Here is a 13,537-nt window from a genome sequence, read left to right as displayed (position 1 = left end):
GGTCGAGCGGGGGACGGTTCTAGGTTATGGCCGCGCAGCGTGAGAGGGTCGGTTGCGCGAGACGGCCGACCCTCTCACGGCAGCTCTGCGGTCAGGCGCCGATCAACCGCTGGGCGAGGTAGCCCTCGACCTGGTCGAGGGCGACGCGCTCCTGCGCCATGGTGTCGCGCTCGCGGATGGTGACGGCCTGGTCCTCGAGGGTGTCGAAGTCGACCGTGATGCAGAACGGGGTGCCGATCTCGTCCTGGCGACGGTAGCGGCGGCCGATGGCGCCGGCGTCGTCGAACTCGATGTTCCAGTGCTGGCGCAGCTGCGCGGCGAGGTCCTTCGCCTTGGGACTCAGGTCCGCGTTGCGCGACAGCGGCAGCACCGCCGCCTTGACCGGGGCGAGCCGGCGGTCGAGGCGCAGCACGGTGCGCTTGTCGACACCACCCTTGGCGTTGGGCGCCTCGTCCTCGCTGTACGCGTCGACGAGGAACGCCATGAGCGACCGCGTCAGGCCCGCTGCCGGCTCGATGACGTACGGGGTGTACCGCTCGTTGGTGGTCTGGTCGAAGAAGCTCAGGTCGGCGCCCGAGTGCTGCGCGTGCGTCGACAGGTCGAAGTCGGTGCGGTTGGCGACGCCTTCGAGCTCACCCCACTCGCTGCCCTGGAAGTGGAAGCGGTACTCGATGTCGACGGTGCGCTTCGAGTAGTGCGACAGCTTGTCCTGCGGGTGCTCGTACAGGCGCAGGTTGTCCTTGTTGATGCCGAGCCCGGTGTACCAGTCCATCCGGTAGTCGATCCAGTACTGGTGCCACTGCTCGTCCTCGCCCGGCTTGACGAAGAACTCCATCTCCATCTGCTCGAACTCGCGGGTCCGGAAGATGAAGTTGCCCGGGGTGATCTCGTTGCGGAAGCTCTTGCCGATCTGGCCGATTCCGAACGGTGGCTTCTTGCGCGACGTGGTCAGCACGTTCGCGAAGTTCACGAAGATGCCCTGTGCGGTCTCGGGGCGCAGATAGTGCAGCCCTTCCTCGCTCTCGATCGGGCCGAGGTAGGTCTTGAGCATCATGTTGAAGTCACGGGGCTCGGTCCACTGGCCCTTGGTGCCGCAGTCCGGGCAGGAGATCTCCGACATGGGAACCGAGTCGGGATCGTCGAGCTTGTTCTTCTCGGCGTACGCCTCCTGCAGGTGGTCCTGGCGGTGGCGCTTGTGACAGCTCAGGCACTCGACGAGCGGGTCGTTGAACACCCCGACATGGCCCGACGCCACCCACACCTGACGCGGGAGGATGACCGACGAGTCCAGGCCGACGACGTCCTCACGGCTGGTGACCATGTTGCGCCACCACTGCTTCTTGATGTTCTCTTTGAGCTCCACGCCGAGCGGCCCGTAGTCCCAGGCCGACCTCGTACCGCCGTAGATCTCACCGCAGGGGTAGACCAGGCCCCGGCGCTTGGCCAGGTTGGCGACGGTATCGATCTTGGATTTCGGTGCCACTCGGATTCACTCCATCTTCGATGCGGGGTTTCGCAGCGTGCGTCGACCCGTAAGCCTATCGCTCCGCTCGGGGCGGTCGAACTGCACGCCGGTTGACATGCACATTCATGCATATCAAAATGGAATCGGTTTGCAATAACGCGGCCGTCGGTCCACGAAGGAGATCCGTTGAGCGTTGCCGACACCGGTCACGGCGGCAAGGCCGCAACCCCGGACCATCCGCACGACGACTGCCGCCCGGGATCGGCGCCGCCGTCCCCCGTACCCGCCCCGTCGCGGGAAACCCTCGCCGCCGCCGGGGAGCTCCTGCGCGCGCTGGCCGCACCGGTGCGCATCGCCATCGTGCTGCAACTACGCGAATCCGAACGCTGTGTACACGAACTAGTCGGCGCGCTCGGCGTCACCCAGCCGTTGATCAGCCAGCACCTGCGCATCCTCAAGGCCGCGGGCGTGGTCCGCGGCGAACGCGCCGGCCGCGAGGTGCTCTACCGTCTGGTCGACGACCATCTCGCCCACATCGTCGTCGACGCCGTCGCCCACGTCGAGGAAGGTTGACCGCAGTCGTGTCGCCCGCTCCCAAACCCGTAGTCGGAGTCCGCTCCACCAAGCAGCGCAGCGCCATCTCCGCGCTGCTCGACGAGATCGAGGAGTTCCGCTCGGCCCAGGACCTGCACGACGAACTGCGCAAGCGCGGCGAGGGCATCGGCCTGACCACCGTCTACCGCACGCTGCAGTCCCTCGCCGAAGCCGGCACCGTCGACGTGCTGCGCACCGACAGCGGCGAGTCCGTCTACCGGCGCTGCTCGTCCGGTCACCACCACCACCTCGTGTGCCGGGCGTGCGGTTACACCGTGGAGGTGGACGGGCCGGCGGTCGAACGCTGGTCGCACGAGGTGGCCGAGGACAACGGTTTCGTCGACGTGAGCCACACCGTCGAGATCTTCGGCACCTGCCGCGACTGCGCGGACGCCGGGCCGGCGACGTCGCGCTGACCGGCGACGGTCAGCCGCACCCGCAGCCGTCACAGCCGCACCCGCCCAGCAGGTCGACACCCTCGCCGGCAGCCTCGTCGCCCGGCTCGTCGAACACGCACGCCCGCCCGCCGAGCCGCGCCGCCAGCTCGGGCACGTGCGGCACCAGCGCCGCGACCACCGCGACCGCGCGCGCGAGGTGCACCGGCACCAGCGGGAGCGCCGGCACGCGCTGCACCGCGGTCACCCGGTCCTGGTGCAACTCGAGCTTCGCGTCCGGCCAGTCCGCCTGCAGGTCGACGAGGACCTCGGCCGCGCGCGTGCGACCGGCGATCCGCTCCACCAGGTACGTCGTCAGCTCCACCACCCCGGCCCGCGAGTCGACGACGGCGTAGGTGAGCACATCGTCGACCCAGATCGGCACGTCGCCGTCCGTGTCGGGTTCGATCTCCTCGGCAAGGACCGCCGAGAAGACGCGCAGCACGGCCGCACGCAGCGCGTCGTCGTTCCCCGTGGCGATCGGGGACTCCCAGTCGAGGTCGCTCACTCGGATCCGCCCGGGCCCGTGACGGCCGAGCGCGCGTCGCCGGCGCCGCCGAGCACGAGCAGCAGCATCGTGGTCAGGGGCGAATCCCGAAGGCCGGTGGCGGGGAAGGAGTACCGCAGCACCACGTCCGCCTCGGAGTCCCGCTCGACGAGGTGTATCGACCCGAACTGCAGTGCGTCGGCCGCCCCGGCGACCCGCGTGCGCAACGCCTCGTCGAGCGGCAGGTCCCACGCGAGGACGCCGGTCAGAGACACCACGTCGAGACCCTCGGTGAGGGTCACCACCCGCACCGCGCACGGCACGCCCGCATAGTCGAATCCCAGCGCGTCGTCACCGTTCGTCCGGGGCTCGTGCATGGCGACGAACTCCGCGAGCGCGGCCGCGACCCGGTCGCGCAGGCCGAGGCCGCCCGGGTCCACCCCGCCGGGGGCCGGCCGCCGATCGTCCGGTCCCGTTCCGGCGCCCGTCACTTCACGCCCCCGAAGCGGCGGTCGCGCGAGGCATACTCCACACAGGCGGCCCACAGGTCCCGGCGGTCGAAGTCGGGGAACATCTTGTCCTGGAACACCATTTCGGCGTAGGCCGACTGCCAGAGCAGGAAGTTCGAGGTGCGCTGTTCCCCGGACGGCCGCAGGAACAGGTCCACGTCCGGCATGTCGGGCTCGTCGAGGTACCGCGCCACCGTGGCCTCGGTGACGCGTTCCGGGTCGAGCTCACCCGTAGCCACGCGACGCGCGATCTCCCTTGCGGCATCGGCGATCTCGGCGCGACCTCCGTAGTTCACGCACATGGTGAGGGTCATCACGTCGTTGTCGCGGGTCAGTTCCTCGGCGATCTCGAGTTCCTTGATGACGCTGCGCCACAGCTTCGGCCGGCGGCCGGCCCAGCGCACGCGCACCCCCATCTCGTGCATCTCGTCGCGGCGGCGGCGGATCACGTCCCGGTTGAAGCCCATGAGGAAGCGCACCTCGTCCGGGCTGCGCTTCCAGTTCTCGGTGGAGAACGCGTACGCCGAGAGCCACTTGACGCCCATCTCGATGCACCCGCACACGGTGTCCATCAGCACCGCCTCGCCGCGTTCGTGGCCGGCGGTGCGGGGCAGACCGCGTTCCTGGGCCCAGCGGCCGTTGCCGTCCATGACCAGGGCGACGTGCCGCGGGATCAGTTCGGGCTGCAGACCCGGCGGGCGGGCGCCGGACGGGTGCGGGTCGGGCGGCCGGATCTCGCGGTCACGCGATGCTTGCGGGGTGCGGCGTCGAATCACGCTCCCCATCCTGCCCGACCGTCTCCCCGCCCACAGCCACCGCATGGGGACGGCTGCGTTCGATCAGCGGCAGGGTCCGCAGCTGCCGCTCCAGATGCCACTGCAGGTGGGCGGCGATCAGGCCGCTGGCCTGCCCGCGCGTCGCCGCGGACACCGTGTCGGTGCCCTGCCAGCGACCGTGGAACAGCGCGTCCATCAGATCCAGCACACCCGCGCCGGGGGTCGCGGCACCCGGCGGCCGGCACCGCACGCACACCGCTCCCCCGGCCGCGACATGGAACGCGCGATGCGGGCCGGGCTCGTCGCAGCGAGCGCAGCGGCTGATCGCCGGTGCCCAGCCGGCGTAGGCCATGGCCCGCAGCAGGTACGCGTCGAGAATCAGTTCCGGCGGCCGGACCTGGTCGGACAGGGCGCGGAGCGCACCGACGGTGAGGCGGTGCAGCTGCGGGGCGGGGGCGCGCTCCTCGCCGGCGAGCCGTTCGGCGGTCTCGAGCACGGCGCACGCGGTGGTGTACCGGCCGTAGTCGTCGACGAGGTCGGCGCCGAACGCATCGACGGTCTGGACCTGGGTGATGATGTCGAGACTGCGGCCCGGATGCAACTGCACGTCGACGTGTGCGAACGGCTCGAGCCGTGCCCCGAACTTCGAGCGGGTGCGCCGCACCCCTTTCGCGACGGCCCGCACCAGCCCGTGGCGACGGGTGAGCAGCGTGACGATGCGGTCGGCCTCGCCCAGCTTGTGCTGGCGCAGCACCACCGCGTGATCCCGGTACAACCTCACCCTCCGAGTCTGTCACGCCGGGCCGACACCGCCGCGGACGTGGCGGCCTCTCCCGCGGTTCGCCGGGCTCGGTCACCGGAGGCCGGGGTCTGCGTTCGCTCAGGTGGCGCTGCGCTCGTCCGCTCCCATCGCGCCGAGCACGGCCCTGCGGGTGGCCGGACCACCGGTGAGCCGGCTCTCGCTGACGCCGTTGATCAGCAGCCGGCCCCAGCGCTGCTCGTCGAACTCGGCGGGCGCGGTGGCGTCGAGGAACTCCTCGACCACCCGCACGAACCGGACGGGATCGTCCCGGAACGGGAAATGACCCGCGCCGCGGAAAATGTCGAGCCGGGAATGGGGCATCGCCGAATGCGCCAGGTGCGCGTGATCCACAGGTATCACGCTGTCGTGCTCACCCCAGATCACCTGCACGGGCAGGTCCTCGGTCAGGTAGCAGCGGTCGAGCATCGTCACCACCTGGCCGCGCCAGTCCACGACGGCCCGCAGCGTGCGCAGGAACGCCTCGCACGCCGTGGGATCGGGCAATCCGCCCAGAACCCGGATCAGATCCGAGGTGTCGTGCAGCAGGACGCCGGGGCGCAAGGGGGTGTCGTGCCACCGGCCCAGCAGACCGCCGGCAAGACGCATGGCGGGCATGGCCCCCGGTAGCCGCAGCAGCTTGAGGGCCTCGCTCAGGCCGGGCAGGGACAACAGCCGCAGGGCCGGGTGGACGTCCTTGGTGACACCACCCGCGGCCACCAGGACGAGCCGGTCGACCATCTGCGGGAACTGGTATGCGAACTGCATCGCGACGCCGCCGCCGAGGGAGTGCCCGACCACCGTGACGCGCTCGATGCCCAGGACCGACAGCAGGTCGCGCACACCGTTGGCGTACCCGGCGACCGAGTAGTCGCTGCGGGGCTTGTCCGAGCGGCCGTGGCCGAGCAGGTCCGGCGCGATGACCGTGTACTTGCGGGCCAGGTGCGGGATGACCTCCCGCCAGGTCGAGGAGTTGTCGCCGATCCCGTGGATCAGCAGCAGCGCAGGTCCCTCGCCGGCAATCCGGAACGCGCGACGGTACCCGTGGATGGTGCGGAAGACCACCCGCGTCTCCGTGTCCGGTACGCGCCGGAGGTTGCGTGTGCGCGATGAACCCATGTGTATCTCCTGACAGCCGATCCCTACGACACCCCGGGGAGGCTCCCGCGATATCCCCGGGGGCATACCCAGCCGATCGTCGAGCGTCCCCGAATGTGACGAGCGCCACACTTTCGTGCGTCTCGCTCTCGACGGACACAACTGGAACGCGTTATCGTTCGTTCGAACGAACATCACGAAGGGGGACGCAGCCGCATGACCGCACCACAGGCAGACACCCGAGCTCCCGGTCTCGCCGCCGAGGCCGCCGCCCTCGCCGCCGGCGCCACCACGTCCGTCGCCGCGACGCGCGCGGCGCTGGACCGCATCGAGGCCGGCAATCGCGCGCTCAATGCCTTCCGCGGCGTCCGCCGGGAGCGGGCGCTCGCCGAGGCAGAGGAGGCCGACCGGCGTCTCGCCGCCGGCGTTCGCCTGCCCCTGCTCGGTGTGCCGGTCGCGGTGAAGGACGACACGGACATCGCGCACGAGATCACCGCGTTCGGGTGTGCCGGCGAGTTCGCCGTCCGCGAGGAGGACGCGGAGGTGGTGCGGCGACTGCGGGCCGCCGGCGCCGTGATCGTCGGCAAGACGAACACCCCCGAACTGGGCCAGTGGCCGTTCACCGGCGGCAGCGCCTTCGGCCACACCCGCAACCCCTGGCACCGGGACCACACCCCCGGCGGTTCGTCGGGGGGCAGCGCCGCCGCGGTCTCGGCGGGCCTGGTGTCCGCGGCGCTCGGCTCCGACGGCGCCGGATCGGTCCGCATCCCGGCCGCCTGGACCAACCTCGTGGGAATCAAGCCGCAGCGCGGCCGCATCTCGATGTGGCCCGACCCCGAGGCCTTCCACGGCCTGACCACACACGGCACCCTCGCGCGCACCGTCGCCGACGCCGCCCTGCTGCTCGACGCCGTCGCGGGCAACCACGTCGGCGACCTGCACGAAGCCGAAGCCGTCACGGTCTCCGACGCCGTGGGTCGCGATCCGGGCCGGCTGCGCATCGCGCTCTCGCTCGCCCTCCCCTACACCGCCACCCGCACCCGACTCCACATCGAGATCCGCGCCCGCGTCGAGGCCCTCGCCGGCACGCTGCGCACCCTCGGCCACGACGTGACCGTCGCCGACCCGGTCTACGGAAAGCTGCTGGGCCTGAACTTCCTGCCCCGGTCGATGGCCGGCATCGACGACTGGGTGCGGCGCCTGCCCGACCCGGCCCTCGCCGACCCGCGCACCCGCGCGAACGCCCGCACCGGCCGGTTGCTGCGTGGCCGGCCGCTGCGCGCCGCCCGAGCCGCCGAACCGCGCATCCGGCGGCGCATCGGCGCGATCTTCGACCGCTTCGACGTCATCCTCGCCCCCACCACCGCCACCCCACCGCCGGTGGTGGAGGCGATGGACGGCCTCGGGGGCTGGGCCACCGACAAGGTGATCACGGCCGCCTGTCCCTACACCTGGCCGTGGAACGTCCTGGGCTGGCCGAGCGTGAACATCCCGGCGGGTTTCACCGGATCGGGCCTGCCGGTCGGCGCCCAGCTCATGGGACACGAGAACGCGGAGCCCCTGCTGATCTCCCTCGCCGCCCAGCTCGAGTCGGAACTGCGCTGGGATCGTCACACGCCGCAGCGGTGGTGGTGACCGCGATGAGCACGGACGTCCGCGGCGCGATCGTGGCCGCGACCCTGCACCTGGTCGGCACGGACGGCATCGCGGCGATCACCAACCGCCGCATCGCCGCCCGGGCGGGAGTCTCCCTCGGCTCGATCACCTACCACTTCCCCACCCAGTCCGACCTGCTGCGGTCGGCGCTGACGACGTTCGTCGCAGACGAGACCACGCGGTTGCGCGAGCTGGCGGAGGGCTACCGCGGTCGCGGACTGAGCCTGGTCGACGCCGCGGCACTGACCGAACAGGTCGCGGAGGACCTGTCGTTCTCGGCGGAGCGGATCGCGCCGTTCGAGCTCTACGTCCAGGCCGGCCGGGATCCGCAGGTGCGAGAGGCGGCGGCCCGATGCTGGGCGGCCTACGACGCGCTGACCGTGACCATCCTTACCGAACTCGGTGTCCCCCGACCGGAGTCGGTCGCCCCGACCCTGGTCGCGACCATCACCGGACTCCAGCTGCGCCGCCTGGCCACGGGTGCCGCGCCCGACGTCTCCGCCGCGGTGCTGCAGCTGGTGCGCAGCACCGTGCCCGCCTCGGCGGACTGACCGCAGGCCGCACACGGGCCGCTCACACGGGTCAGGCCAGGGTCGCCACCACGAAGACCGCATACGCGACGAACGCACTCCACGCGACGGCGTCGACGGCCCGGCGCGGGGCGCGCGTCGCGAACAGGGCCGCGCGCCGCGCCTCCGGGTCACCTGCCACGACCGCCGCCTCCCGGGCGGACCCGAACGGTCGACGCGAGCGATGCGGAAGAGGGCACTGCTCATCCCTTCCTGTCGGGGCGCGGTCGGCGCGCGCCGCACGGGACGGTCAGAAGCCGAGGCGGCCGAGTTGTTTCGGATCGCGCTGCCAGTCCTTGGCGACCTTGACGTGCAGATCGAGGTAGATCTTCACACCGAGCAGCTTCTCGATCTGGGAGCGGGCAGCGGTGCCCACCTCGCGCAACCGGGCGCCGCCCTTGCCGATCACGATGCCCTTCTGGCTCGGCCGCTCCACGTACAGCAGCGCATGCACGTCGAGCAGCTCGCCCTGCTTCTCGGTGCGCCCCTCACGCTCGGTGATCTCCTCGATCACCACAGCGAGCGAGTGGGGCAGCTCGTCGCCGAGCCCCTCGAGCGCGGCCTCCCGGATCAGCTCGGCCATGAGCGTCTCCTCGGGCTCGTCGGTCAGTTCGCCGTCGGGATAGAACGCCGGCCCGGGTTCCATGTGCGAGGCGAGGACGTCGATGAGGACCTCGAGCTGTTCGCCCGAGGTGGCGGACACGGGCACGACGTCCACGTCGGGTCCGAGCAGCTCGGAGACGGCGAGCAGCTGCGGCGCGATCCGCTCCTTGCTCACCTTGTCGATCTTCGTGACGATGCCGATCAGCTTCGTGCGCGGGGCGACCTGCCGCACCTGTTCGACGATCCAGCGGTCGCCGGGGCCGATCTTCTCGTCGGCCGGGATGCACACGCAGACCGCGTCGACCTCCGAATAGGTGTCGCGCACCAGGTCGTTGAGCCGCTGCCCGAGCAGCGTCCGCGGCCGATGCAAACCGGGGGTGTCCACGAGGATGATCTGTGCGTGTTCACGGTGCACGATGCCCCGGATGGTGTGCCGGGTGGTCTGCGGACGCGACGAGGTGATCGCAATCTTGCTGCCCACGAGCGCATTCGTCAGCGTCGACTTCCCGGTGTTGGGCCGTCCGACGAAACACACGAAGCCGGAACGGAAGTCGGGGTCGGTCATACGAGCTCCTCGTCTGCGGTGCCGGCGGTGCCGATCGGCACGGTGGGTGTGGTGGCGTCGACGGCCGAGGTCATCCGTCGACCGGTTCCTCGGCGGCGGTCTCGGCCGCCTCCGTCGCGGGGACCCGTTGCACGTACACGGTGTTGATGCGGACCCGGCCCCGGGCGTCGCGGCCGCCCTCGCCGCGCAGCCGCAGACCGTGGGTCTCCACTTCGGAACCCGGCAACGGTACCCGGCCGAGCACGAACCCGAGCAAACCGCCGACGGTGTCGACCTCGATGTCGTCGAGCGCGACGTCGAAGAGGTCACCGAGGTCCTCGACGGGCAACCGCGCGGAGACCCGGAAGGTGTCGTCGCCGAGATCCTCGACGGGCGCGATCTCTCCGGTGTCGTACTCGTCGGCGATCTCGCCGACGATCTCCTCGATGATGTCCTCGATGGTGACCAGCCCGGCGATGCCGCCGTACTCGTCGACGAGCAGCGCCATGTGGTTGCGGTCGCGCTGCATGTCGGCCAGCAGATCGTCGAGGCGCTTGGAATCCGGCACGAACACCGCCGGTCGCATCACCTCGGCGACGGTCACGCTCCGGCCGCCGTCGCGCGAATAGTAGGTCTGCTGCACCAGGTCCTTGAGGTACACGACGCCGCGGATGTCGTCGACGTTCTCGCCGATCACGGGGATGCGGGAGTGCCCGCTGCGCACCGCGAGCGACGTCGCCTGGCCGGCGGTCTTGTCCACCTCGATCCACACCATCTCGGGGCGCGGCACCATCACCTCGCGCGCGGTGGTGTCACCGAAGTCGAACACCGACTGGATCATTCGCCGTTCCTCGGCGGCGACGACACCGCGCTCCTGCGCCATGTCCACCAGCTCGCGCAGTTCGATCTCGTTGGCGAACGGCCCGTTCCGGAATCCCCGGCCGGGGGTGATCGCGTTGCCGATCAGGATCAGCAGCCGGCTCAGCGGACCGAGCAGGACACCGATCACGCGCAGCGGCACCGTCCCGGCCAGGGCGATGGGGTACGCGTGCTGGCGACCGAGGGTACGGGGGCCCACGCCGATCACCATGTAGTCCACGAGCACCATGATCACGGCGCTGGCGACCAGCGCCCCGGTGTGGTCCATCCAGTCGAGCAGCGCCGCCACCAGCACCACCGTCGCGGTGATCTCGCACAGGATGCGCAGCAGCACCATGAGATTGACGTACCGCGGCCGGTCCCCGAGGATCACCAGCAGCTTCTGCGCGCTGGGTCGCTCGCCCTTGGCGAGTTCCTCCACGCGGGCCGGGGAGACGGTGTTCAACGCCGAGTCGACCGCCGCGAACAGCCCGCCGAGCGCCACCAGCACGACGGCGACGACGACGAGCGCGGGGGCGCTCACGCCAGTGCTCCGATCACGAGGCCGCTACCGCTCGGTCGGGTCGAAGAAGCCGGCCTTGCCGAGGAGCTGCTGATCGCGGGCCGCGAGCCTGGCCTCGTGCTCGGCGCGCCGGAGTTCCTCGTACCACTCCTCGAGGAGCTGGTTCTGCAGACCGAACATCTCCTTCTCCTCGTCGGGCTCGGCGTGGTCGTATCCGAGCAGATGCAGCATCCCGTGGACCGTGAGCACGGCGAGTTCGTGCGCCAGCGAATGGCCGGCCTTGTCGGCCTGTTCCGCGGCGAAGGACGGGCACAGCACGATGTCGCCGAGCATCGAGGGGCCGGGCTCGGGGGCGTCGGGACGGCCGCCGGGTTCGAGTTCGTCCATGGGGAAGGACATCACGTCGGTGGGGCCGGGCAGGTCCATCCAGCGCATGTGCAGATCGGCCATGGTGTCGGAGTCGACGAGCACCATCGACAGTTCCGCGGCCGGATGCACGTCCATCCGGGCGATGACGAACCGCGCGATGTCGATCAGGTCCTCCTCGGCGACGTCCATCCCCGACTCGTTCGAGATCTCGATGCTCATCTGTGGCGTTCCTTCTGGGCGGATGCGGACACGGCGGGGGCGAGACGGGCAGGGCGCTCGGTCACGGTCACCGGCGCGGCACCCGGCTCTGGGCTGCTGCCCGCCGCTGGGCCCGGTTGCCCATCGCGACGCCGGCCGGCCGATCGGCCTCGAAACGCTCGTAGGCGTCGACGATGTCGGAGACGAGCCGGTGCCGCACCACGTCGCTGCTGTCGAGGACGGCGAAATGGATGCCGTCGATGCCCTCGAGGATCTCGGCGGCGGCGGCCAGCCCGGAGCGGGCGCCGCCGGGCAGGTCCACCTGCGTGGTGTCGCCGGTGACGACGATCTTGGAACCGAAGCCGAGTCGCGTCAGGAACATCTTCATCTGCTCGGCGGTGGTGTTCTGCGCCTCGTCGAGGATGATGAACGCGTCGTTGAGGGTGCGTCCGCGCATGTACGCCAGCGGCGCAACCTCGATGACCCCGGCCTGCATCAGCTTCGGGATGGCTTCCGGGTCCATCATGTCGTGCAGCGCGTCGTGCAGCGGGCGCAGGTACGGGTCGATCTTCTCGTGCAGCGTGCCCGGCAGGAAGCCGAGCCGCTCCCCGGCCTCGACGGCGGGCCGGGTGAGGATGATGCGGGTGACCTGCTTGGACTGCAGCGCCTGCACGGCCTTGGCCATGGCGAGGTACGTCTTGCCGGTGCCCGCGGGTCCGATGCCGAACACGATCGTGTTGGTGTCGATGGCGTCGACGTAGCGCTTCTGGTTGAGGGTCTTGGGCCGGATGGTCTTGCCGCGCCGGGACAGGATGTCGAGGCTGAGGACGTCGGCCGGCGAGTCGGACAGGCCCTGCGTGAGCATGCCCACGGTGCGGCGCACCGCGTCCGGGGTCACCGCCTGCCCGCGTCCGACGAGGGTGACGAGCTGCCCGAGCACCCGTTCCGCGAGTGCGACGTCCGCCGGCGCGCCGGTGAGGGTGACGGAGTTGCCGCGTACGTGGATGTCCGCACCGAGGGCCCGTTCGAGGGCGATGAGATTCTCGTCGGCCGAGCCGAGCAGCGGCGCCGCAGCTTCGGGCGGCAGGTCCAGGTTGGAACGGACGGTGGTCCGTTCGGCGTTCCCGGTGTCTCGGGTGTCGTCTGGTTCACTCACGTGGACGGTACGGCCTGCTTTCGGTTCGTCTCGCGCACGACGGGCGTCGTGACGATGCCAGTCTAGCGCCGGGCGTCCCCGCGCCCCACCGCATTGCCGCCCGGGTCGTGCGCCGCGCGCTGATCCCGCTGCGCGCGCTGGGCCCGCTGGACGACGTCGACGGCCCGCTCCGGCGGGACCCCCACGAGGACGAGGGCGGCCAGGGCGACAGTCTCCCCGGCGTCGTGCACCACCCCGATATTGGCCTGCTCGAGGGTGGCCATGGTGAGCCCCTCGAGCATCCCGACGAGGACGACGGCCGGAAGGTAGGCGGAGAACACCCCCGACCGGCAGCCCCGCTCCACGATCGCGAGGGTGCGGGCGCGCAGCGGGGCGATGAGTTCGCCGATGCGCTCGTCGCCGACCTCCTTGCGCGCGAAGGACAGCAGCACGCGGAAGCGGTCACCGACGGGCCAGGTCATCAGCGCCGCGCCGGCGAGCGCCAGGTCGGGTTCCTCGGGGTCCGGCCGGTCGACCGCGGCAGCGAGCGCGGCAGCCGCCTCCTCGGCGATGCCGTCGACGAGCGCCTCGCGGTTCGGGAAGTGGGCATAGACGGTGCGGCGCACCACGCCGGCGGCCTGCGCGACGTCGTCCATGCTGGCGTCCGGGTCGGCGGCGAAACACCCCATCGCCGCCTCGAGGATCCGGGCTCGGTTCCCGCTCGTCCGCCGCCGCGGCCCCCGGACCGGTTCCGCCACGCTGACACCTTCCTCCGCCGCTGGGTGTGACGTCCGTCAACTTTACTTGCACACGCGTGTGCAAATTTCTAACTTGCACAGTGTTGTGCAAATTGCTGTCGATGTCCGAATCCCGTGAGGAGCGCCGATGACCTCGATCCTGACCCGCTCGACCGCAGATCC

Annotated in this window: 16 protein-coding genes; 4 read left to right on the top strand and 12 right to left on the bottom strand. The window is 70.8% G+C overall.

The window, feature by feature from the left end:
* Positions 1-91: 91 nt before the first annotated feature.
* On the bottom strand, positions 92-1,483 hold the full coding sequence (locus tag G6038_RS27810; RefSeq protein WP_165041754.1) for a glycine--tRNA ligase: 1,392 nt from the start codon (positions 1,481-1,483) through the stop codon (positions 92-94).
* A 168-nt stretch (positions 1,484-1,651) separates the two neighbouring features.
* Here G6038_RS27810 and G6038_RS27805 point away from each other — a divergent pair, with 168 nt between their 5' ends.
* Entirely contained in the window at positions 1,652-2,038 is a 387-nt protein-coding gene (locus tag G6038_RS27805; protein ID WP_165041752.1) for a metalloregulator ArsR/SmtB family transcription factor, read from the top strand.
* A gap of 8 nt (positions 2,039-2,046) precedes the next feature.
* Positions 2,047-2,475 (top strand): Fur family transcriptional regulator, encoded by a 429-nt coding sequence (locus G6038_RS27800; RefSeq protein ID WP_165041756.1) that lies wholly within the window; start codon positions 2,047-2,049, stop codon positions 2,473-2,475.
* 10 nt (positions 2,476-2,485) lie between these two features.
* Here the strand turns inward: G6038_RS27800 and G6038_RS27795 are convergent, their stop codons facing one another.
* The 5 genes from G6038_RS27795 to G6038_RS27775 all read right to left on the bottom strand — a co-directional run bounded on the left by G6038_RS27795 (position 2,486) and on the right by G6038_RS27775 (position 6,183).
* A complete protein-coding gene (locus G6038_RS27795; protein WP_165041750.1) occupies positions 2,486-3,001 on the bottom strand; it encodes a hypothetical protein in 516 nt (171 codons plus the stop codon).
* A complete protein-coding gene (locus G6038_RS27790; protein WP_165041748.1) occupies positions 2,998-3,471 on the bottom strand; it encodes a hypothetical protein in 474 nt (157 codons plus the stop codon). The genes G6038_RS27795 and G6038_RS27790 overlap by 4 nt, the downstream gene beginning before the upstream one ends.
* Positions 3,468-4,274: an isoprenyl transferase gene (locus G6038_RS27785; RefSeq protein ID WP_037200968.1), complete on the bottom strand. Its 807-nt coding sequence runs from the start codon at positions 4,272-4,274 to the stop codon at positions 3,468-3,470. The genes G6038_RS27790 and G6038_RS27785 overlap by 4 nt, the downstream gene beginning before the upstream one ends.
* On the bottom strand, positions 4,231-5,046 hold the full coding sequence (gene recO, locus G6038_RS27780) for a DNA repair protein RecO (protein WP_165041747.1): 816 nt from the start codon (positions 5,044-5,046) through the stop codon (positions 4,231-4,233). Before recO ends, G6038_RS27785 begins: the two co-directional genes overlap by 44 nt.
* 99 nt (positions 5,047-5,145) lie before the next feature.
* Positions 5,146-6,183 carry an alpha/beta hydrolase gene (locus tag G6038_RS27775; protein ID WP_165041745.1) on the bottom strand — a complete coding sequence of 346 codons (1,038 nt, stop codon included), beginning with the start codon at positions 6,181-6,183 and terminating at the stop codon, positions 5,146-5,148.
* A 195-nt stretch (positions 6,184-6,378) separates the two neighbouring features.
* Here G6038_RS27775 and G6038_RS27770 point away from each other — a divergent pair, with 195 nt between their 5' ends.
* A complete protein-coding gene (locus tag G6038_RS27770; RefSeq protein WP_165041743.1) occupies positions 6,379-7,797 on the top strand; it encodes an amidase in 1,419 nt (472 codons plus the stop codon).
* Between the two features lie 5 nt (positions 7,798-7,802).
* Complete coding sequence (locus G6038_RS27765; protein WP_165041741.1) at positions 7,803-8,369, top strand: TetR/AcrR family transcriptional regulator; 567 nt, start codon at positions 7,803-7,805, stop codon at positions 8,367-8,369.
* A gap of 31 nt (positions 8,370-8,400) precedes the next feature.
* Here G6038_RS27765 and G6038_RS31990 read toward each other — a convergent pair whose 3' ends face one another.
* The 6 genes from G6038_RS31990 to G6038_RS27740 form a co-directional block, all read right to left on the bottom strand.
* Positions 8,401-8,529: a hypothetical protein gene (locus tag G6038_RS31990; protein ID WP_276613913.1), complete on the bottom strand. Its 129-nt coding sequence runs from the start codon at positions 8,527-8,529 to the stop codon at positions 8,401-8,403.
* A gap of 108 nt (positions 8,530-8,637) precedes the next feature.
* Positions 8,638-9,555 carry a GTPase Era gene (gene era, locus G6038_RS27760; RefSeq protein ID WP_006943889.1) on the bottom strand — a complete coding sequence of 306 codons (918 nt, stop codon included), beginning with the start codon at positions 9,553-9,555 and terminating at the stop codon, positions 8,638-8,640.
* A 70-nt stretch (positions 9,556-9,625) separates the two neighbouring features.
* Complete coding sequence (locus G6038_RS27755) at positions 9,626-10,936, bottom strand: hemolysin family protein (RefSeq protein WP_165041739.1); 1,311 nt, start codon at positions 10,934-10,936, stop codon at positions 9,626-9,628.
* A 24-nt stretch (positions 10,937-10,960) separates the two neighbouring features.
* On the bottom strand, positions 10,961-11,503 hold the full coding sequence (gene ybeY, locus G6038_RS27750) for an rRNA maturation RNase YbeY (RefSeq protein WP_165041737.1): 543 nt from the start codon (positions 11,501-11,503) through the stop codon (positions 10,961-10,963).
* A 67-nt stretch (positions 11,504-11,570) separates the two neighbouring features.
* A complete protein-coding gene (locus G6038_RS27745; protein WP_165041735.1) occupies positions 11,571-12,638 on the bottom strand; it encodes a PhoH family protein in 1,068 nt (355 codons plus the stop codon).
* Between the two features lie 62 nt (positions 12,639-12,700).
* Positions 12,701-13,375, bottom strand: coding sequence for a TetR/AcrR family transcriptional regulator (locus tag G6038_RS27740; RefSeq protein WP_165041733.1), 675 nt, complete (start codon positions 13,373-13,375; stop codon positions 12,701-12,703).
* Positions 13,376-13,537 lie beyond the last annotated feature (162 nt).

It is taken from the genome of Rhodococcus sp. 14C212 (genome assembly GCF_011058195.1).
GTDB lineage: Bacteria > Actinomycetota > Actinomycetes > Mycobacteriales > Mycobacteriaceae > Rhodococcus > Rhodococcus aetherivorans.
Note: the sequence above shows the minus strand (reverse complement) of the source record. Positions and strands in the feature narration are given on the sequence as shown.